Here is a 21,660-nt window from a genome sequence, read left to right as displayed (position 1 = left end):
CTTTGCACAACTTTAAGAAAAGCATAACATAAGGTGCAAAATTTAAGTATAACCCAGATCGATACAGCAAAAGTTTCCATAGTGCAGGATTTTAAAGAAATCACAAAAATGCGTCTAGCATTAAGTGTGGTTTTTTCATCTGTAGCTGGTTATTTATTAGGAGTGGATACCATTTCATGGCAGACCCTAGTCCTTCTTGTAATAGGTGGGTATTTTATGGTTGGAGCTTCAAATGCTTTTAATCAAATTATAGAGCGTGATTTGGATGCAAAAATGGATAGGACTAAGAACAGACCTATTCCGTCAGGAAGAATGTCGGTACGTACGGCTTTTGTAATTGCTACGGTTTTTACAATTTTAGGAATTACAGTATTGTACATTATCAATCCTAAAACAGCTATGTTTGGAGCGATATCAATTTTTTTCTACGTTAGTCTTTATACGCCCTTAAAGACAAAAACACCGCTATCTGTATTTGTTGGAGCCATACCAGGAGCGATTCCTTTTATGTTGGGTTGGGTAGCCGCTACTAACAATTTTGGGATCGAACCAGGAACACTTTTTATGATTCAATTTTTTTGGCAGTTTCCTCATTTCTGGGCTATTGGTTGGTTTTTATTTGAAGATTATAAAAAAGGAGGTTTTTTCATGCTTCCTACTGGTAAAAGAGATAAGAGTACAGCAACGCAAATTATTGTATATACTCTATGGACTGTAGTTACTTCATTGATTCCTGTATTTGGAGTTACTGGAGCCCTGTATATCACGCCGTTTTCGGCTATTGTAATATTCGTCTTAGGGATGCTCTTTCTTAGATACGCGCTAAGGTTGTATAAGAACAGAGATGCAAAAACTGCTAAAGAGCTAATGTTGGTAAGTGTATCGTACATTACACTACTGCAAATTATATATGTTGCCGATAAATTATTACGTACATGGATTTAACACAAGGAACATTAAAAGAAAAAGTAAACCGTTCAAAGAAAACTATGATGTGGTTTGCAATGGTGAGTATGGGGATGGTATTTGCCGGATTGACTAGTGCATATGTTGTTAGTAAAAGTCGAAATGATTGGTTGTCTGATTTGGTTTTTCCTTCTGCATTTATGTATAGTACGGTGGTTGTAATTCTTTGTAGTTTATTTCTTTATTCCTCAATTAAGGCTATAAAAAAAGGAAATAGAGCTATAGCAACTGGTTTTCTACTAGGAACTTTAGTGCTAGGAATTCTTTTTATTTTTCTTCAGTTTAAAGGATTTGAAGATATCATTTCACAAGGTTATTTTTTTACTGGAAGTGAGTCGACGGTTACCACATCTTTTATCTATGCGATAGTAATTACACATATTGCGCATGTAGTAGGAGGGTTATTAGTACTTTTTACTGTTATTTATAATCATTTTAAACAAAAGTACCAGCCCGCTCAAACCCTTGGTTTAGAACTGGGTGCTATGTATTGGCATTTTGTAGACTTTTTATGGGTCTACCTCTTTTTGTTTTTATATTTCTTTAGATAATAAAATTGCTTACTTTTGTGTGAAATTTAACAATACCAAATTCTTTTTATGGAGACAACTGTTATTAAAACAGGTACAGAGGATAAAACTTGGGGTGGTGGTAATGAGCCACTAAAGGTGAGTTACGGTAAAATGATGATGTGGTTTTTTATCCTATCAGACGCACTCACGTTTTCTGGTTTTCTTGCTGCTTATGGTTTTTCAAGATTTAAGTTTATAAATTCTTGGCCTATTGCCGATGAAGTTTTTAATCACTTTCCTTTTTTACATGGTGTAGATGCACCCATGTATTATGTAGCATTGATGACTTTTATTTTAATTTTTTCATCTGTTACCATGGTGCTTGCTGTGGATGCAGGACATCATATGAAAAAAAATAAAGTTATCATCTATATGTTTCTTACTATTATAGGGGGAGCGATTTTTGTAGGTTCACAAGCATGGGAGTGGAAAAATTTTATTAAAGGTGAATATGGAGCTGTAGAGACCAAGGGTGGACAAATCTTACAGTTTGTGGACAGCCAAGGTCATCGTGTAGCTTTAAAAGATATAGCAGTTAATTTACCAAAAACACGATCAGAACATCAAAGTAAAAATGGTATCTGGTATCAAACTGGTGAAAGCCTGCCTACTTTTACAGTCGAAGAGATTAAACAAGGTTTTATGCAAAAAAAGGACTTGTTACTTCGTACACAAATATTGACTGAGTCAGGTGAAAAAACTATCCTATCTCGAGAAGCTTCTTTGAATAAATTGAACAAAGATGTAGTTGGTATTGTTGAAGGGGCCAATTTGAGACACAATGAATACGGTTCTCCACTATTTGCAAATTTCTTCTTCTTTATAACTGGATTTCATGGTTTTCACGTATTTTCTGGTGTCATTATAAATATCATTATATTCTTTAATGTTATTTTAGGAACGTATGAGAGAAGAAATAACTATGAGATGGTAGAGAAGGTAGGATTGTATTGGCACTTTGTAGATTTGGTGTGGGTATTTGTATTTACATTTTTCTATTTGGTATAATTTTTTTAAAGTAATAGCGTCTTATGGCACATGATACAGCACATCACGAATCGAATACAAAGAGAATCTGGAATGTATTTTGGTTACTTTCGGCAATAACAATTGTTGAAGTAATTTTAGGGATTATCAAACCTGCTTTCTTGGTTGAAACTACCATAGTTAGTATGAAGCTCCTAAATTGGATTTTCATACTTCTTACCATTTGGAAAGCATATTATATAACTTGGGCATTTATGCACATGGAGGGGGAGACCGCAGGTCTACGTAGATCGGTAGTTTGGACTGGGATCTTTTTAATTTGTTATTTAATATTTATTTTACTTACCGAAGGAGATTATATTTACGAGGTTTTTAAAAGTGGACATAAAAGCTGGGATTTTTAACTTCTAAGCTTTTATACTCTAAATATATAGTAAAAAGACGGTTCGTTTGAACCGTCTTTTTTATTTTTGTAGGATACTAATTTATGTAAATTATAATGAAAAAATTTCTGGTTCTTGGCGCGCTATTTATTCTTCCTTTGGTAGCCTATCTCTTTTTTGCTTCCGGAGTACATAATTTTGCTAAGCTCCCTGTATTACATAGAAATGTTGGAAATTTAGAAGGTTTTGAGAGTTTAGATGGGCAGAAAGTAGCATTAGAGAATAAGATTACAATTCTAGGTTTTTTGGGTAAAAATATAGAGAATAAAGAGGGTTACGCTTTTAATCTGAATCAAAAAATATATAAAAAGAATCACGGCTTTAACGACTTCCAATTTGTAATGATCTTACCCTATGGTAGTGAAGATGCGGCAAAAAACTTGATGAAGGAATTAGGGGTCATTACTAATGTTGAAGGATGGAATTTTCTATTTGGTACGCCAGAAACTATTAGAAGATTTTATAATAGCTTAGAATCACCTCATGCATTAGATAAAAATTTAGGTACTTCGTTTGTTTATATTATTGATAAAGAAACCAACTTAAGAGGTCGTGATGGGTCTATAGATGAGCAGCAGGTATATGGGTATGATACAAGCTCTGTAGCTGATTTAACAAATGTTATGACCGATGATGTTAAAGTTATTTTGGCAGAATACCGACTTGCGTTAAAAAAATATAAAGCAGATCGTGCAAATAACTAATAATAATTTTGTCGTAGTAGCTTTAAAAGTATATAGAGTAATTTGGCTTCGTGATAAAGTACTGGTTTGAAAAAAAATAATGAATAGTTAAAAAGAACAGATGAAAAAATATTCTTATGTAGGGATATCCTTTATTGTACTCATTTTTGGAATTATTTTTATTCCTAAAATTGTGAATCGAGTTACAAATACTTCTGTAACCGATAATAATAGGATGAGTGCAGATAATCCTATTGCTAACCAAAAATTGGCGTATATAAAAATTAATGGTGTACCAAGACAAGTGCCCGAATTTGCTTTTTTAAATCAGGACAGTCTTATTATAACAAACCATGATTATAAAGGTAAGGTGTATGTGGTAGACTTTTTTTTTACCAGTTGTCCTACCATATGTCCTAAGATGAGTAGGAATTTGGTGTTTTTACAAAATCAATTGAAAGAATATACTAATTTTGGAGTGGCTTCATTTTCTATTGATTCAAAACGAGATACGCCAACTCGTTTAAAGATATATGCTGAAAATTATGGTATATCTGATCCAGATTGGAATTTACTAACAGGAAGTCATGATGATATTTATGATCTCGCTAATGCAGGATTTAATATCTATGCTGCAGAAAACCCAGAGGTTGCGGGAGGTTTTGAACATAATGGCTTTTTTGCGCTTATTGATCAGGATGGTTACATAAGATCGCGTTATGATGCTTCTGGAAATCCTCTAATTTATTATAGAGGCACTATAGGAGTAGAAGAACAACAAGATGAAAATGGAGAGGAAGAGCAAATTTCTATCCTATTAGAGGATATCAAAAAATTATTAGCTACCAATGAATAATATATCTAGAAATTCTAATAAATACAACATTTGGATTGTTATACTCTCAATAATAATTCCATTAGCAGTGGCATTATTGTTTAGTGTTAATTTGAGAAAATTAGGTTTTGATGTTGCACCATTAACATTTTTACCTCCAATCTACGCTACTATAAACGGTTTAACCGCTTTTTTATTAATCGGCGCTTTATGGGCTGTCAAAAATGGAAAGGTCACTTTGCACGAGCGTTTAATGAAGTCAGCAATAGGTTGTTCGGTATTGTTTTTAGTAATGTATGTAGCGTATCATATGACCAGTGATTCTACCGTTTATCAAGGGACTGGATTTATTAAATATGTGTATTATTTTATTTTACTATCACATATTTTACTATCGATTGTGGTTATCCCATTTGTCTTAGTTACATATGTTCGAGCTATTACGGGTAAAATTAAGTTACATCGCAGGATTGCACGTATAACATTTCCAATATGGCTATACGTAGCTATAACAGGAGTGATAGTGTATATAATGATCTCACCTTATTATATCTAACGATGCATTTCATGAGATCTTTTCTTATTTTTATAAGTGTGTTATATACTTCGTTCGCTAACGTATATGCTCAATGTGCGATGTGTCGAGCTGTTCTAGAAAGTGAAGAAGGTCAAAAAACAGCTGAGGGGATTAATAATGGTATTGTCTACTTAATGATTATGCCATATATTCTTATTGCAGGAGTTGGCTATTTTATATATCGTAGCAGAAAAAAATCAAAGCTTCGATAATTTAACATTTCTATAACTTTTATAAATGTAACAAACTTTTAAATGCTACGTCTTGTAGTGGGAAAACAGTAAGTTTAGATATTTTAAAGTTCTTTCTTACAAACTGTTTAAAAGCTACTTACCATGATAGACATTAGGAATCTTCACAAATCTTATAACATGGGGAGCAATTCTTTGCATGTTTTAAAAGGAATTAATTTTAATGTAAATCAAGGAGAATTGGTCTCTATCATGGGTTCATCAGGTTCTGGAAAATCTACCTTTCTAAATATTTTGGGAATGCTTGACGAAGCCGATCAAGGCTCCTATACATTAGATGGTGTACAAATAAAAAATTTAAACGAAAAGATAGCCGCACGTTACCGTAATAAATTTTTGGGATTCATTTTTCAATCTTTCAATTTAATAACCTATAAAAATGCAATTGATAATGTTGGATTACCTCTATATTATCAAGGTCTTAAGCGTAAAGAGCGTAATGAACGTGCCATGCATTACTTAGAAAAAGTAGGTTTGGCAGAGTGGGCTACACATTTGCCTAATGAACTCTCGGGTGGACAGAAGCAACGGGTTGCCATAGCTCGTGCATTAGCTTCTGATCCTAAAGTATTATTAGCAGATGAACCAACGGGTGCGTTAGATACTAAAACCTCTTACGAAGTTATGGAGTTAATTCAAGGGATAAATGACGAGGGCAAAACCATTTTAATCGTAACTCATGAACCTGATATAGCGCAAATGACCAAAAGAATTGTCAATCTTAAAGATGGACTTATTATTGATGATACTCACGTAGAACAAATTAGAGCTACTGCATATGTTTAACATTGAACGATGGCAAGAGATTTTTGATACCATACGTAAAAATAAATTACGCACTTTTTTAACTGGTCTTTCTGTAGCATCGGGTATTTTTATATTAGTAGTACTACTTGGTGTCGGTCAAGGAATGCAGAACGGTATTTCGCAAGAGTTCGAAGATGATGCATCAAACAGTATATGGGTATGGACTCGAGCTACATCAGTCGAGCATAAAGGTTTGAATCCAGGACGAATATTCAACATGACTAATGAAGATTATAAGTTTATACATCGTAAGCATGAAAATCAAATTGAATTTCAATCGTCTAGAGTAAGAATAAGAAACGCGGTAATCTCTCACAAAAAAGAATCTGGTAGCTATTCAATAGAAGGTATTTTTCCAGACTTTCAATTTATCGAAAATGAAAGTATGATCAAGGGGCGTTATATTAATCAAAATGATATTTCCCAACGAGAAAAAGTGGCTATTATTGGATATAAGATCAAAAAGGATTTATTTAAAACGATCGAAGATCCAACAGGTCTTTCTATTTATCTTAATGATATTCCGTTTAAAGTTGTTGGTGTCTATTCTGATAAAGGTGGTGAACGAGAAGAAGATCGCGTATTTATTCCTTCTACAACAGCGCAGCAAATCTTTAATCGAGGACAAATAATTAACAACCTTTCATACACATTAAAGCCCGAAGATACTTTTGAAGCAACTGTGGCAAAATCAGAAGAATTTGTCGAATCGATGACCGCTTATTTAAAATCTAAACACATAATAGCACCAAGTGACGAACGTGCTATTGGTATTAATAATTCCTTAGAAAATGCGAAACGATTCTATGCCTTAATCTTTATGATTAAAGCATTTTTTTGGTGGGTAGGTATTTGTACCATTATTGCAGGTGTAGTTGGAGTAAGTAATATTATGTTGATTATTGTAAAAGAAAGGACCAAAGAGATTGGTATACGCAAAGCATTAGGAGCTTATCCTATTTCTATAATTGGGATGATACTGCACGAGGCTATTTTTGTAACAGCAATTGCGGGATTTACAGGATTAATTGGAGGGCTTTTACTTTTAGAAATTGTAGGTCCTTTTATTAAAACGGATTTTATTACAAATCCTTCTGTCAATTTTAATGTAGCCTTAACCACCGTTATTATTTTAGTTTTGGCTGGGGCTATCGCTGGGTTTTTTCCAGCTTGGCGGGCTGCGAGAATTAGACCAATTGTAGCACTTAGAGACGAATAGGATGATTAATAAAGAACAATGGAACGAGGTTTTGGAGGCGCTAACGGCTAATTGGTTTAGAACTGTATTAACAGCATTTGGCGTGTTTTGGGGGATTTTTATCCTGGTTATATTACTTGCGGCAGGTAAAGGGTTAGAAAATGGTGTCAAAAAAGGTTTTGGTGATATAGCTACTAATACTATGTTTATGTGGACTCAAACGATTTCCAAACCCTACAAAGGACTACCTAAAGGGAGAAATTATAACTTTAAGATTTCTGATGTTCCCTCTATAAGACAACAAGTTCCTGGGCTTCTTTATATTTCTCCCCGTAATCAACTTGGAGGATTTGGTGGGGCTAATAATGTAGTGCGAGGTCTAAATACAGGAGCTTATAATGTTTATGGAGACTATCCTGAAATAATAAAGCAAGATCCAATAAACATAACTTCAGGTCGATTTTTAAATTATGGGGATATTGAAGCTAAAAGAAAGGTTGCTATCATTGGCGACGGTGTAAAAAATGAATTATTCAATGCCAAGGAGGATCCCATTGGGCAATACATAAAAATCCAAGGAGTGAATTTTATGGTGATAGGCACTTATACCAAAAAGTCAAATAATGGAGATGGAGAACAAGGTCAAAATGAGATATTTGTTCCGTTTACTGCATTTTCTCAGGCATTCAATGCTGGAGATAAGGTAGGTTGGATGGCACTTACAGCAAAGGATGAGAACTCGATAACCAGCCTAAAAAAAGAAGTTATAAACGTAGTCAAAGCAAATCATACTATTCACCCCGAGGATGATAGAGCTGTTGGTAATTTTGATCTTTATCAAGAATTTAATAAGGTTAACGGACTTTTTATCGCTTTAAAAGGGGTTGCTTACTTTGTAGGTACGTTAGTCTTACTCTCAGGTATTATCGGGATTAGCAATATTATGCTTATCGTGGTTAAAGAGCGTACCAAAGAGATAGGAATTCGACGAGCATTGGGTGCTGCCCCAGGAGCTATTCGCGGACAAATATTATTAGAATCCATTTTTTTAACTATCATATCGGGAATGGCAGGTATAGCCGCTTCGACTGGAGTAATCTATATAGTCAATATGGTACTCGATAGTGGTCCCAGCAATAGCGATACGATGTTTGCAAATCCAAGTGTTGATTTAGTAGTAATATGTATAGCATTATTAATTTTGATTACGAGTGGACTTTTGGCGGGTTTAATACCTGCACAGGTGGCAATAAGAACAAAACCAATTGATGCTTTACGCACAGAATAAAATATAACCAACCAAACAGTATAAATAGTTCATCATCATGAAAAAAACGATTACCATTTTAATTCTACTTTTTGTAACAGCGGTTTTTATAGGTTCGCTATATTGGTTGTATCAAAAAAATCAGGAAGACCCAGTAACTTATAAGACTGAGAAACCTACCATCGAAAATATTACAAAAAAAACAGTAGCTACTGGGAGTATAGTTCCAAAAGAAGAGGTGCTTATTAAACCTAATATTTCGGGGATTATTGATGAAATTTATATAGAGGCGGGAGAGGTTATTAAATCCGGTGATTTAATTGCAAAAATTCGTGTAATCCCAAATGTCTCGTCCCTGCAAAGTGCAAAAAATGCTGTGCAGTCAGCTTCAATTCTATTAGATAATCAAAAGAAAATATTTACAAGACAAAAAGAACTTTTTGATAAAGGGGTGATTTCTGCCAATGAGTTTGATACGGCAGATGTGGGATATAAACAAGCAGTACAAGAATACCAAGCAGCGCAGCAAAATTATCAAATTATTAAGACAGGTACCGCTAGAGGTTTGGGTAGTGCAGCCAATACTATGATTCGGTCTACAGTAGCTGGAATGGTATTAGAAGTTCCTGTCAAGGTAGGAAATCAAGTTATAGAGTCTAATAATTTTAATGATGGTACCACAATAGCTGCGATTGCAGATGTTGGTCATATGATATTCGAGGGTAAGGTAGACGAAAGTGAAGTAGGTAAAATTAAGGAAGGACTACCCTTGCAAATTACGGTAGGTGCTATTGAAAATAAAACGTTTGACGCAGTTTTGGACTACATTGCTCCAAAAGGAAAAGAGGAAAACGGCGCTATACAGTTTGAAATAAAAGGAACGCTTAGTAAAACAGATACAACTTTTATTAGAGCAGGACTTAGTGCAAATGCTTCTATCATTTTGTCCAAGGTTGATAACGTAATAGCTTTGAAAGAAGCATTGATACAATACGATGCTACAACTCAAAAACCTTTTGTAGAGGTAGCCAAAGGTGATCAAAAATTTGAAAAGCAAAATGTTGAACTTGGTATTAGTGATGGTATCCATGTAGAAGTAAAAAGCGGAATTACCAAGGGTGATAGCGTAAAGGTTTGGAATCAAATTAAGAAACCCGAATTCGAAAATTAATTATTTTTAAAATTTTGTGTAACAACATTCATAAACATGATACAAATAGATATTATGAAAATTAAACTTTTAATTTTATGCTGCATTGTTTTTGGACTTTATGCTTCTCAAGCACAAGATAAACAATGGACCTTAAGAGAATGTATTGAATATGCGTTAGAAAATAATATTACTATTAAACAGTCTGCACTTAATATCGAAGTTGCCGATATTGATAAAAGTGACGCAATTGGTAATTTTCTTCCATCACTTAATGCTTCTGCATCTAATACCTGGCGTTCTGGTTTGGCAACAGATCCAATAACTAATGTTAACAGCACGCAAACGTTTAGAACATCTAGTTATGGAGTTAATGTTGGAGTTACCTTGTTTGATGGGTTAAGAAATGTGTATCAGTTACAAAGGGCTAAGATTAATAAGGTGCTTAGTCAATACAATTTGGGTAAATCAAAAGACGATATCGCTCTCTTTGTGGCTAATAGTTATTTGCAGGTATTACTGAATAAAGAATCTCTCAAAGTAATCGAGAAACAACATGCAATTACACTTGAGCAGTTAAAACGTACTACTGATTTGGTAGAAGCTGGTGTTTTGCCTCAAGGAGATCTTTTAGAAATCGAAGCAACATCGGCCGATGAATTAACAAGAATTGTTCAGGCAGAAAATGCTGTTTTGATCGCGCGAGTGAGTCTCGCACAAACACTATTAATTAAAGAGTACGAGAATTTTGATATAGCAGACCAAGAATATTTGGTTCCTTCTGCAGATATTTTAAATAAGACAATTGATGAAATACGTGCAACAGCTAGATCAGCACGATACGAAGTTCAAATAGCAGAGCAGAATAAAATACTAGCAGAAAAAGATTTACAAATTGCTAAAGGAGCATATTACCCAACATTAAATGGGTCATTTAACTATGGAACTAGCGAAGTAGGTAATAATACATTTACAACAGGAGGAGTGGATCCAGATAATCCTGTGATAACTCAGGAAATCGGTTTTGTCGGAAGTACGGGAGAACCTGTTTTTTCTAGCCAACCTAATTTACTATTGGTAGAATCCGGTCCCACGCCTTTTATTGAACAGTTATATCTCAATGATGGTGTTTCCTATGGTTTTTCGTTATCGGTTCCTGTTTTCAATGGTTTTTCTGCAAGAAATAATGTCAAGCGAAATAAAGTAAACGTAAAGCGTTCTGCTTTTCAATTGGAACAAGCAGCTTTGGATTTGGATAGCAATGTGTACCAAGCGTATTTAGATGCAAAAGGAGCTGCAGAAGCTTTTGAAGCATCCCAAGTTGCTGTGAATGCACAAGAAAAAGCATACGAATATGCTAAAGATCGCTACGATGTAGGATTGACAAATGCATTCGATTTTAGTCAATCCAAATTTAGATTAGAAAATGCACAGAGCAATGCAGTACAGGCAAAGTTTGATTATATTTTTAAAATAAAGGTGCTCGAACTTTATTTTGGGATAAAACTTGCCGACATCAAATTATAACGACAATAGCTACAACGTCATGAGTAAAAAAACTATTATTTACATGGTCATTATTGTATTCATACTTATTTGTGGTCTTATATATGGTAAAAAAGCAGGATGGTTTGGTAAAGGAAGTGACTATAAAACTGTAGAGATTGCTGCTATTAAAAAGATTGATATAACCGAAACGGTTGCAGCTACAGGTAAAATTCAACCAGAAATTGAAGTTAAATTATCCTCCGAAGTTTCAGGAGAGATTATAGAGCTCCCCGTGACCGAAGGTCAACAGGTACAAAAAGGAGATCTTTTAGTCCGTATTAATCCTGACATTATTCAATCTGGACTCAATCGTTCCCAGGCCGCTTTGCTTAATGTAAAAGCTGGATTACAACAGGCAGAGGCTAGTTTAAAAGAAGCTCAAGCTAATTATGATAGAAATAAAGCATTGTTTGACAAAGGCGTTATTTCAAAAGCAGAGTGGGATCGATCAATTTCTGCCTTTGAAGTCGCACAAGCAGCTAAGCAATCTGCGTATTATAGTGTACGTAGTGCGCAAGCTACAGTTAATGAAGCAACAGATAATTTGAACCGCACGACTATTTATGCACCTATGAGTGGTACTATTTCCAAGTTAAACGTTGAACTTGGAGAACGAGTCGTGGGAACACAACAAATGGCAGGTACCGAAATTATGCGAGTTGCCAACTTAGACCATATGGAAGTTGTAGTGGACGTAAATGAAAATGATATCGTTAAAATTGAAGTCGGAGACTCAACCATTGTTGAGGTTGATGCTTATTTAAAAAAACAATTTAAAGGGTTAGTTACCGAAATCGCTAATTCCGCCGAAAATACTTTGAGTGCAGATCAAGTGACTAATTTCAAAGTAAAAGTTCGTATCGTTAAATCATCATACGAAGACTTAGTAACAGGGAAAGCTGCTTTTTATTCACCATTTCGTCCAGGAATGACAGCAACAGTGGATATCATAACTGCTAGACGTGAAGGCAGTATTGGTGTTCCAATTAGTGCTATTGTAATTAAGAGTGATACCACATCAAATAAATACAATTCTGAAACTGTATCTAATACGGAGAGCAAGTATGAATGCGTTTTTATTAAAAGTGGAGAGGTTGCTAAATTAAGAGTTGTTAAAACAGGTATTCAGGACGATACAAATATCGAAATTACTAGTGGCTTAACAGAAGGAGAAGAGGTAATCATAGGGCCATATACTGTAGTTACAAAATCACTTAAAAATGGTGATAAGGTTACGATTGAAAACAAAGAGCAAGATAAATAATACTCAAAGCCTATTTGAATATCTTTGTATTCTAAATTTTTGAAATGGGTTATATACTTTGTTTAGAAACAGCCACTACTAATTGTTCTGTTGCCTTAACCAAAGATGGTGTTGTTGTCGCCATCAGAGAAGATACTGATGCTAATTATTCTCATGCAGAACGATTGCATGTTTTTATACAAGAAGTTTTAAAGGAAGCAAACTGTTCAATTTCTTTGTTAGATGCGATAGCAGTGGGCAAGGGTCCTGGTTCTTATACAGGATTGCGTATAGGCGTAGCCGCCGCAAAAGGATTGTGTTATGCACTGGATATACCATTAATAGCATTACCTACATTAGCATTATTAGCATTACAGGTTAAGAATATAGAAAAAAGCTCTCTAATCATTCCGATGTTAGATGCTCGCCGTATGGAGGTATATGCTTCAGTCTATGGTCATGACCATAGTGAACTACGAGAAACTCGAGCAGAGATTTTAGAAAACAATTTTTATACAGAATATTTAGATCAGGGTTCCGTATATTTTATAGGAAGCGGTGTAGCCAAGTTTTCTAAAATTTGCACCCATAATAATGCCAAATTTATAGAGAACGCAATGCCATCTGCACGAGAGATGGGGCAGTTAAGTTTTGCTAAATTTAAGCAGAAGGATTTTGAAAATGTGACTTATTTTGATCCTTATTATTTAAAGGATTTTGTATCAGGCTAATTGTACTACTTTAAATAAATGTAGTGATAATTCTTAAAGGATTGTGTTCTTTTTGTCTGTTATGAAAATAGCTATTTATGATTGGAGGATAGAATCGTTAAGCACAAAAAAGTTCCTACGTAAGTAGGAACTTTTTTTATAGCCGAGTAAATGTACATTATTTGATCTCAAAAGAAATTTTTACATTAACTCTAAATTGTGTTACTTGGTCATTATCTACCACTACACTCTGTTCTTTAACATAAGCAGAACGGATATTTTTTACAGTTTTTGACGCTTGTGCGACTGCCTTTTTGGTAGCATCTTCCCAGCTTTTTTCAGAACTTGATAGTACCTCAATTACTTTTACTATTGCCATTATCTTAGATTTTAATTAATACTTAATGTTTCTCTAAGATACGGGATCTTCTTCGGTTAAGAAAATAAATATTTGATTTATAGTGTGCTACTGTTTAGGTATTGAGGGAAATTATCCATTGATAGCTTCAACAAATTCAACTTTACCTTTTAGCATCTCTTTTAGCATATTTTCAATACCATTCTTAAGGGTAAAGGTAGAAGACGGGCAACCACTACAGGCTCCCTGTAAAATCACCTTGACTACTTTGGTAGTTGGATTGTAAGAATCAAACATAATATTACCGCCATCACTAGCTACTGCAGGTTTTACATACTCTTCTATAATATTAACCACCTCTTTAGAAACATCGTCCAATTGCTCAAAAGATGTATCGGCAATTTCTTCAGACTCTTTTTTTGACACCATGGCGTTTGCTGTGAGCACCTCTTTCCCATCTTCCAAATAACTCTTTATAAATTCTCTTAGCTCAAGAGTAATTTCTTCCCATTGTGCCATGTCGTATTTACTAATTGAAATATAATTTTCATCAATAAAAATCTCTTTTACAAAAGGGAAATGAAAAAGAGCTTTAGCTAGAGGAGCTTCGGTTGTTTGATCAATATTCTTAAATTCATGAACCGAACCTACTAATTTTTTATTAGCTACAAATTTAAGAACTGCAGGATTTGGTGTGCTTTCTGCGTACACTGTAATCGGTGTTTTTTTAGGTGCTTTAGACTCATTTTCTAGAATAAGAGGTGCTCCACTATTTAAATATTCTTGAATTTGTGTGGCAACTTCATCCTGAACATCTTCCCAAGAAACAATATCATATTTGTCTATCGCAATAAAGTTTTGCGAAATGTATATTTTTTTTACAAAAGGAAGATAAAATAATTGCTGTGCTAGTGGTGCCGCTTTAGCTTGATCGATATTATCAAATTCGTAACTGGTATGTTGTGTAAGAAAGTAGTTAGCTTCAAATTTTATAATACTTGGATTTGAAGTATTTTCAATTTTGATCTCAAAATTCTTTTCCATGACTTTAATTTTGACAAATTTACTAAATTGGAGAAGTATTACCTCTATAAATTGTAAGCTTGTTTCCTTGATATAGGTTAATTAGAATTGAAGGCTATTTTGATAATTTACTGGTTTTATATGGTTTATTTAAAAATAAGACAAGTAAGTTCTGCATTTTATAAATGTAGTTGTAGTAAAAATTTATATATTTGATTCGTATGACATTTACTATTGTTTATAAAATAACATTACTTAGGTAATTGCGTTTATAATTGATAACTATGTATACACCCCCAAATTAGAACCATACAATGAATGTAAGATCCTTTATCCTACTTATAGGTGTCATTTTTTGTCGTATACTTTATGCGCAAGAGGGGATACCAGTATACACCGATTATTTATCCGATAACTTATACTTGGTTCATCCAGCCATGGCTGGTGCGTCTAATGCAAATAAAATAAGATTAACCGCTCGTAAGCAATGGTTTGATGTAGATAATGCTCCCAATTTGCAAACACTTAACGCTAATTTTAGAACCAGCGACAAACTAGGTTTTGGTGCGATAGTTTATACCGATGCTAATGGAAATTTTTCTCAAACAGGAATTTATACATCAATGGCCTATCATTTACTGTTTTCAAGAGATAGAACAGATTTAAATATGCTTTCGTTTGGTTTGAGTACAGCATTTATACAATCACGTGTTGATTTGAGAGGGCTATCCGACCCACTAGGCTCGGATCCAGACCCGCTTATTTCAGATCGTCAACAAAAGGAAGGTTATTTTAATGTTGATCTTGGTTTTTCGTATCATTTTTTAGAATGGTATGCACATTTTACAATTAAGAACCTTTTACCAAGTACTCGTAAAATTTTTGATAATCCAACACCTATAAAGGAGTCAAATAACCAAAGAAGATATGTTGTTTCCTTTGGTTATGTTTTTGAACTAGGTTTTATGCCTAAGTGGCAAATTGAACCGTCCTTATTATATCAAGCGACCGATGGTACTATGGAGAGTTCTTTGGATACAAATTTAAAGATGTATCGAGGTTTTGAAACTTTTAAAATTTGGGGAGGCGTATCGTATCGTAGAAGTTTTGATGGCGCAGAGTTTTCTACTGATGGGAGTACAGTTAAAAGTCAAAAATTACAGTATATCACCCCTTTTATTGGAGGTAATTATAAAAAGTATATGTTTGGCTATACATATAGCTATCAATCCAATTCGGTAGTCTTGTCTAATGGAGGTTTTCATCAATTAACGTTAGGGTATGATTTTGGTAAACGTAAAGAGCGGTGGAACTGTAATTGTCCAGCAGTTAATTAAAGCTCTTTTTATAGTATCGAATTTCTATCAAATTAAAATTTTAGGTAGGCAATGCTTACTTTCTCTATATAGGGTGCAAGCACTTGTTTAAGCGGCTCTATGGTGCCATTTGTATAAAATTGATAAGTTCTTGGTTCTAACCTTGAATCAGATGCTAAGCCTAGTTCATTTAGCACTGTTTTGGTTTGTCTAGCTACCGCCTCTCCAGAATCAATAATTTCTATATTTGAAGGTAATAGTTTTGATAGCTGAGGTATTAGATAAGGATAATGTGTACATCCCAAAACTAGATAATCAATGTCTTTTTTAATAAACGAATCAGTATAAGATCGTAGTAAGGATTTCATCTCGGAAGAATAAATGTCTCCATTTTCAATCAATTCAACTAATCCAGAACCTATAATTTCATGAATTTGAATGGTATCAGAATATTTATTCGATGTTTTGGCAAATAACTCGCTAGATAACGTTCCCTTAGTGGCGAGAACTCCTATGCTTTTTGTTTTAGTGCGTAAGGCAGCGGGTTTAATAGCAGGCTCAATCCCTATAAAAGGTATGTTATAGGACATACGAAGGTGTTCTATTGCGTTTGTGGTAGCTGTATTACATGCAACTACAATCATCTTTGCACCTAGTCTAATTAGCTTCTCTGTGTTTTTTACACTTAGTGCTATAATTTCATCTTTACTTCTTTTACCATAGGGTGCATAATAACTATCAGCAAGATAAATGGTATCTTCCATAGGCAATAAATTAACAATAGCTTTCCATATAGATGTGCCGCCAATGCCCGAATCAAAAATACCAATGGGATACTGTTTCATTCTGAAGGATTTATCCAAAAATAAAAAAACAGTGAACGTAAAGTCACTGTTTTTTCATAATATTAATAAGAGATATATTAGATTCCTAAATCTTTTTTAACATCAACCATTAAGTTTTTACCATCTGCCATGATAACTCCTGTACCTGTTGTAGAATCTAAAACATATTGAAACCCTTGAGCTCTAGCAACTTTCTGAATAGAAGTACGTGCTTTCTCATAAATTGGTTTCATTAGTTCAATCTCTTTCTTTTGAAGATCTTGTAATGCATTAGTTCTATAATCGTTGATGCTTTTCTCTGTAGTTTGTATTTCTTGCTGTCTTTTCATATTCTCTTCGTCCGTTTTAGTCTCGGCTTCTTGAGAATATTTTTTAATAGTGTTTTGAAGTTCTAAAACCATATTTCTAATTTCAGCATCGTAGGTTTTATTTAATTTTTCTATTTCACTTTTGGCAGCTTTAAAAGCAGGCATAGCTTCTACCAACTCTTGAGATGCTATATGTGCTACTTTGGATTGCGCATTCATAAAACTTGTTGCTCCAATAAACAATGCACAAGCTACTAATAGGGTTCTAAATTGTTTCATTTTTAGTAATATTAAAGGTGTTTAATTTAAAATTATTTTCGTTATTGATTATTTTTTTCTTTGAGATTTATTAATGAATCTTTTTTGCGTTGTTGCATTTCAATCAATTTTGCACGTCTTGCTTCAAAAGCTTTCTTTTTCTCATTTCTTAGAGAATCACGTATTGCTTTACGTTCTTCTAAAAGTTTTTCTCTTTCAATTTGTTTTTGCTCAATAGCTTTTTCTCTGTCACTTAGTTCACTATTCTGCTCAACACTTCGATCATCAGCTTGCTGTACTGCTTGTTTTTCTCTTTTGGTAGTTAATTGTTTGCGTTTTGCAGCACGATTAATTCTTAACAATACTTGGTCACTAACATCCCAACGATCTGCAGAATACAACATTAATAAATCTGAAGACTTATCAAAAATAAAATCGTATTTTTTATTTTCTGCAATTTCTTGAACAGCCACAAAAACCTGATCTTGCACTGGCTGTACCAATCTTCTTTTTTGTAAAAAAAGATCACCGTTAGGACCAAAGCGTTTTTGTTGATATTCTAAAATCTCTTTTTCTTTATAAAGAATATCTTCTTCTCTTTCTTCAATCAATTCTTTGGTTAATAGAACCCGCTCATTATTTAAATCGATCCGCATTTGATCAACTACTTTCAAGTCTGCTTCAATTTCAACTTTCCATTTTTGAACTTTTGATTCAAGCTCGACAGAAGCCTCTCGATATTCGGGTACATTTTCCAAAATATAATCCATATCGATATATCCGATACGCACTCCTTTTTGAGCTTCTACAGTAGTAGAAAAACATAACCAGATCATTATTGTCGCTAATCCTAGAACTTTAGTTTTCATAGTTTGGTTTGTGTTATTGAAATAATCATGCCAAATTTAAAATTGCTGTCCGATAATAAAATGTGTTTCCCATCCATTTGAATCATTAGTACCTGGAATTGGATCGAATCCATATCCAAAATCAATACCCAAAAGTCCAAAAGCAGGCATAAAAATTCTAAGCCCAGCTCCAGCCGATCGGTTTAATTGAAAAGGATTAAATCCTTTGAAACTATCATAAGACGCACCACCCTCTAAAAAACCTAGCATATAGATCGATGCAGCTGGTTTAAGCGTGATAGGGTAGCGTAACTCTAACGAATATTTATTATAAATTGTTGCGCCATCATTCTCAAAGTCATTAGAATTTGCTCTACTCAAAGGTATAAGCGATTGATTAGGATAACCTCTTAGTGCTACAACTTCTCTACCATCAAGACTTGTTGCTCCCAAACCATCACCACCTAAGTAATATCGCTCAAAGGGAATGTTACCTCTATTATTGTTGTAAGCTCCCAAGAAACCATATTCTGCACTCGTTTTAAGTACTAAAGGTTGTTTTCCTATTCTAAAGAGTGAAGTGTACCATGCAGCATCAAACTTAATTTTATAGTATTCTAACCATTTAAAACGTTCTTGATCAATTTCTCCAATCTCTGTAGTGATCTCATTGAGTCTTACAACCGCACTTGGATTACTATCTGGATTGTTTTGAATACCAGGGTTGTTATTAAAAATTTGCTCTCTTTCAGATTCTATATTATCGCGATTTTCGGCTAAGCCACTATAATCTACGCCATCAAAAAGGGAATAAGGAAGTGTAAATTTTGCAATCAAGTTAAACTCAGATCCACCCGTAGGAAAAATAGGGTTTACCGAAGTGTTATTACGATTGATTCCGATAGTATAAGCTAGGTTGTTCGAAGATCCATTTCCAAAGGTAAATAACCCCGTATTATAATTCTGTAAATTATAGTGTTGTATACTTACTGCTTGTGATAAGGTAAAATAGTTATCTGGCCAATTTAAACGTTTGGCAATACCTATGGATCCACCTGTGATAAAGAATTTTTGATCTTTACTTACGTCTCGGGTTCTTTGATCAAATAAAAACTGGATCGTATGAGAGAATGAAGTTGAAAATTGATATGGTTTTTTACCTCCCAGCCATGGCTCGATAAAGGATAAGCTATAGGTTTGATAAAACCTACTGGCTTGTGCTCGTAAGCGTAACGTCTGTCCATCACCCATAGGTAGTGGGCTATATGCTTCTTTGTTAAAAATATTTCGTATAGAGAAGTTGTTAAAAGCCAATCCAAGCGTTCCAACAAATCCACCGCCTCCAAATCCACCTTGCAGTTCAATTTGACTCGCACCTTTTTCAACTACAGGATAATTGATGTCAATTGTTCCCGCATTAGGGTCTGGGTTTTGAAACTGTGGTTCTAACTGTTCAGGGTCAAAAAATCCTAATTGACCAATTTCTCTAACAGTTCGTACTACCAGTTCCTTACTGTAACGTTCTCCTGGTTTTGTTCGTAGGATTCTGTAAACTACATGATCATTAGTTTTATCGTTACCCGTTACAGTTATTTTATTAAAATGAACCAATTTACCTTCTCTAATTCTGATTTCAAAATCGATGGTGTCATTCTGAATTTTTGTTTCTACGGCATCTATACTCGAAAACAAATATCCGTTGTTTTGATATAGATTTGTAAGATCGTTTGCGTCGGGTTTTGTATTATCTGCAATTTGTTTTTCTAACAATACGCCATTATAAACATCTCCCTTTTGGATAACAAGTTGTCTTGCCAATTGCCGATCGGTGTAGACGCTGTTTCCTAAAAAGGTAATATTACCAAAGTAATGTTTATTACCTTCTTCGACCGTAAGATTTAAAGTAATATCATTATCGTCTTCGACAATCAAAGTATCAGAAATGATACGAGCATCACGGTATCCTTTTTCTTTATATTTAGATATCAAAGCATCTTTATCTTCGCGATAATCAGATTGTATGAATTTTGAACGTTTCCAAAACCTCAAAAACTTTTTTTCTTTAGTGTTTTTCATTGCGCGTTTGACCATGGCATCACTTAATTGTTCATTGCCAAGGATATTGATATGGTCAATTTTGACCTTATCTCCTTTATCAATTCGTACGAGCATGTTTACTTTGTTGGTAGGAACCGTATCTTTTACCGGAGTCGTATTAATTACTACTTTGGTGTTAAGAAATCCATCTTTCTTATATTTGTTAATGATAAAGTTACGAGTAGTGGTAATCAAGTTTTCGGTAACTTTTACTCCCTTTTTAAGACCGTTATCTTTTTTAAGATCTTCGGCTTTACGCTTTTTTACGCCTTCCAAACGTACATCGTTAAGCTCAGGAACTTCTTGAATATTTAATTCAAGGTAGGCTACATCGCCTTCTACTTTAGTAATAAATAAATTGATATCACTAAAGAGCTCCAGATCCCATAATTTTTTAATTACCTTACTTATGCGATCACCAGGAAGAAAAATTCGTTCTCCATTTTTTAATCCTGTAAAGGTGATGACCGTATTCTCGTTATAGGTCGATGTCCCGGTTACTTTAATATCTCCAATGGTATATTCTTTACCGTTGATGCCTGGTAAGCTTTGTGCTGACAATGATAATGTACTTAATAAAAAGGTAAGTAATACAAAATACGTAATCGGTAATTTTTCAGTCTTCTTGTTAACTAAGCTGATCACTAGTTTTTCCAAATCTTCTTTCTCTTTGTTGATAATTGTAAATAGCTTCAAATAAATGTGGCTTTTTGAAATCTGGCCAAAGTATTTCTGTGAAATACAGTTCTGCATAAGCAATTTGCCAAAGTAAAAAATTACTGATGCGTTGTTCTCCACTTGTGCGGATTAATAAATCAACATCTGGTAAGTTTTTAGTATACAAATGCTCATTAATGACGGCTTCATTTATGAGATGTGGCGAAATTACATTATTTTTAACTTTAATGCTTATTTCTTGAATAGTTTTTATAAGCTCTTCTCGACTTCCATAACTCAAGGCTAAAGTTAATGTCATATGACTGTTGTCCTTAGTCTTTTCAATAACTTCGAGAAGTTCGTGTCTTGCTTTATCGGGTAGAGATTGTAGATTACCGATGGCACATAAACTAATATTATTTTTTTGGAGCGTTTTAATTTCTTTTTTGAGCGCGTTAACCAACAACTTCATCAAAGTATCTACTTCAAGTTTAGGTCGATTCCAGTTTTCTGTAGAAAATGCATAAAGCGTAAGATTTTTTATTCCTATCTCGGCAGCACCCTCAACTGCTTCTTTTACTGCTTTGGTACCATTTTCATGACCGATGGCTCTGAAAAGTCCCTTCTTTTTTGCCCATCTACCATTGCCATCCATAATTATGGCAACATGTTTAGGAATGTTAGAAGATAATTGTTCTTTTGTAATCATTTTT

At 34.0% G+C, this 21,660-nt stretch carries 23 protein-coding genes; 16 read left to right on the top strand and 7 right to left on the bottom strand.

The window, feature by feature from the left end; translation table 11 throughout:
• Window positions 1-33: 33 nt before the first annotated feature.
• The 15 genes from cyoE to tsaB all read left to right on the top strand — a co-directional run bounded on the left by cyoE (window position 34) and on the right by tsaB (window position 13,258).
• Window positions 34-945 (top strand): heme o synthase, encoded by a 912-nt coding sequence (gene cyoE, locus ACE939_RS11310; RefSeq protein WP_378185692.1) that lies wholly within the window; start codon window positions 34-36, stop codon window positions 943-945.
• Window positions 936-1,517, top strand: coding sequence for a heme-copper oxidase subunit III (locus ACE939_RS11305; protein WP_378185691.1), 582 nt, complete (start codon window positions 936-938; stop codon window positions 1,515-1,517). The genes cyoE and ACE939_RS11305 overlap by 10 nt, the downstream gene beginning before the upstream one ends.
• 48 nt (window positions 1,518-1,565) lie before the next feature.
• Window positions 1,566-2,546 (top strand): cytochrome c oxidase subunit 3, encoded by a 981-nt coding sequence (locus ACE939_RS11300; RefSeq protein ID WP_378185690.1) that lies wholly within the window; start codon window positions 1,566-1,568, stop codon window positions 2,544-2,546.
• Window positions 2,547-2,569: 23 nt separating this feature from the next.
• Window positions 2,570-2,929 (top strand): cytochrome C oxidase subunit IV family protein, encoded by a 360-nt coding sequence (locus ACE939_RS11295; RefSeq protein WP_378185689.1) that lies wholly within the window; start codon window positions 2,570-2,572, stop codon window positions 2,927-2,929.
• Between the two features lie 95 nt (window positions 2,930-3,024).
• Window positions 3,025-3,672, top strand: coding sequence for a hypothetical protein (locus ACE939_RS11290; protein WP_378185688.1), 648 nt, complete (start codon window positions 3,025-3,027; stop codon window positions 3,670-3,672).
• Between the two features lie 100 nt (window positions 3,673-3,772).
• A complete protein-coding gene (locus ACE939_RS11285) occupies window positions 3,773-4,507 on the top strand; it encodes an SCO family protein (RefSeq protein ID WP_378185687.1) in 735 nt (244 codons plus the stop codon).
• The gene (locus ACE939_RS11280) at window positions 4,500-5,042 is read left to right on the top strand and encodes a DUF420 domain-containing protein (RefSeq protein ID WP_378185686.1); all 543 of its coding nucleotides are present in this window, start codon (window positions 4,500-4,502) and stop codon (window positions 5,040-5,042) included. Before ACE939_RS11285 ends, ACE939_RS11280 begins: the two co-directional genes overlap by 8 nt.
• Before the next feature lie 11 nt (window positions 5,043-5,053).
• A complete protein-coding gene (locus ACE939_RS11275) occupies window positions 5,054-5,275 on the top strand; it encodes a hypothetical protein (protein WP_378185685.1) in 222 nt (73 codons plus the stop codon).
• Window positions 5,276-5,398: 123 nt separating this feature from the next.
• Window positions 5,399-6,100 carry an ABC transporter ATP-binding protein gene (locus ACE939_RS11270; protein WP_378185684.1) on the top strand — a complete coding sequence of 234 codons (702 nt, stop codon included), beginning with the start codon at window positions 5,399-5,401 and terminating at the stop codon, window positions 6,098-6,100.
• Complete coding sequence (locus tag ACE939_RS11265) at window positions 6,093-7,340, top strand: ABC transporter permease (RefSeq protein ID WP_378185683.1); 1,248 nt, start codon at window positions 6,093-6,095, stop codon at window positions 7,338-7,340. Before ACE939_RS11270 ends, ACE939_RS11265 begins: the two co-directional genes overlap by 8 nt.
• Before the next feature lies 1 nt (window position 7,341).
• On the top strand, window positions 7,342-8,607 hold the full coding sequence (locus tag ACE939_RS11260; RefSeq protein WP_378185682.1) for an ABC transporter permease: 1,266 nt from the start codon (window positions 7,342-7,344) through the stop codon (window positions 8,605-8,607).
• A 37-nt stretch (window positions 8,608-8,644) separates the two neighbouring features.
• Window positions 8,645-9,757, top strand: coding sequence for an efflux RND transporter periplasmic adaptor subunit (locus ACE939_RS11255; protein ID WP_378185681.1), 1,113 nt, complete (start codon window positions 8,645-8,647; stop codon window positions 9,755-9,757).
• Between the two features lie 54 nt (window positions 9,758-9,811).
• Window positions 9,812-11,263, top strand: coding sequence for a TolC family protein (locus ACE939_RS11250; RefSeq protein ID WP_378185680.1), 1,452 nt, complete (start codon window positions 9,812-9,814; stop codon window positions 11,261-11,263).
• Window positions 11,264-11,282: 19 nt separating this feature from the next.
• Complete coding sequence (locus tag ACE939_RS11245; RefSeq protein ID WP_378185679.1) at window positions 11,283-12,548, top strand: efflux RND transporter periplasmic adaptor subunit; 1,266 nt, start codon at window positions 11,283-11,285, stop codon at window positions 12,546-12,548.
• A 44-nt stretch (window positions 12,549-12,592) separates the two neighbouring features.
• Window positions 12,593-13,258 carry a tRNA (adenosine(37)-N6)-threonylcarbamoyltransferase complex dimerization subunit type 1 TsaB gene (tsaB, locus tag ACE939_RS11240; RefSeq protein WP_378185678.1) on the top strand — a complete coding sequence of 222 codons (666 nt, stop codon included), beginning with the start codon at window positions 12,593-12,595 and terminating at the stop codon, window positions 13,256-13,258.
• 157 nt (window positions 13,259-13,415) lie between these two features.
• On the opposite strand, the gene ACE939_RS11235 is transcribed toward tsaB, so the two are convergent.
• Window positions 13,416-13,616, bottom strand: a complete 201-nt coding sequence (locus tag ACE939_RS11235; protein ID WP_378185677.1) for a dodecin family protein — start codon at window positions 13,614-13,616, stop codon at window positions 13,416-13,418.
• A 111-nt stretch (window positions 13,617-13,727) separates the two neighbouring features.
• Entirely contained in the window at window positions 13,728-14,639 is a 912-nt protein-coding gene (locus ACE939_RS11230) for a NifU family protein (RefSeq protein WP_378185676.1), read from the bottom strand.
• 293 nt (window positions 14,640-14,932) lie between these two features.
• Between ACE939_RS11230 and ACE939_RS11225 the strand changes: the two genes are divergently transcribed.
• Window positions 14,933-15,955, top strand: a complete 1,023-nt coding sequence (locus tag ACE939_RS11225; RefSeq protein WP_378185675.1) for a type IX secretion system membrane protein PorP/SprF — start codon at window positions 14,933-14,935, stop codon at window positions 15,953-15,955.
• A 32-nt stretch (window positions 15,956-15,987) separates the two neighbouring features.
• On the opposite strand, the gene murI is transcribed toward ACE939_RS11225, so the two are convergent.
• The 5 genes from murI to ACE939_RS11200 form a co-directional block, all read right to left on the bottom strand.
• Complete coding sequence (murI, locus tag ACE939_RS11220) at window positions 15,988-16,779, bottom strand: glutamate racemase (RefSeq protein ID WP_378185674.1); 792 nt, start codon at window positions 16,777-16,779, stop codon at window positions 15,988-15,990.
• A gap of 77 nt (window positions 16,780-16,856) precedes the next feature.
• Entirely contained in the window at window positions 16,857-17,366 is a 510-nt protein-coding gene (locus tag ACE939_RS11215; protein ID WP_378185673.1) for an OmpH family outer membrane protein, read from the bottom strand.
• 41 nt (window positions 17,367-17,407) lie between these two features.
• Window positions 17,408-18,214, bottom strand: a complete 807-nt coding sequence (locus tag ACE939_RS11210) for an OmpH family outer membrane protein (protein WP_378185672.1) — start codon at window positions 18,212-18,214, stop codon at window positions 17,408-17,410.
• A 36-nt stretch (window positions 18,215-18,250) separates the two neighbouring features.
• Window positions 18,251-20,986, bottom strand: coding sequence for an outer membrane protein assembly factor (locus ACE939_RS11205; RefSeq protein ID WP_378185670.1), 2,736 nt, complete (start codon window positions 20,984-20,986; stop codon window positions 18,251-18,253).
• Window positions 20,919-21,656 (bottom strand): isoprenyl transferase, encoded by a 738-nt coding sequence (locus ACE939_RS11200; protein WP_378185668.1) that lies wholly within the window; start codon window positions 21,654-21,656, stop codon window positions 20,919-20,921. The genes ACE939_RS11205 and ACE939_RS11200 overlap by 68 nt, the downstream gene beginning before the upstream one ends.
• Between the last annotated feature and the right edge of the window lie 4 nt (window positions 21,657-21,660).

This window comes from Aquimarina rhodophyticola (assembly GCF_042434915.1).
Taxonomy (GTDB): domain Bacteria; phylum Bacteroidota; class Bacteroidia; order Flavobacteriales; family Flavobacteriaceae; genus Aquimarina.
The sequence above is the reverse complement of the archived record's forward strand: the minus strand, read 5'-3'. Positions and strand labels throughout refer to the sequence as shown.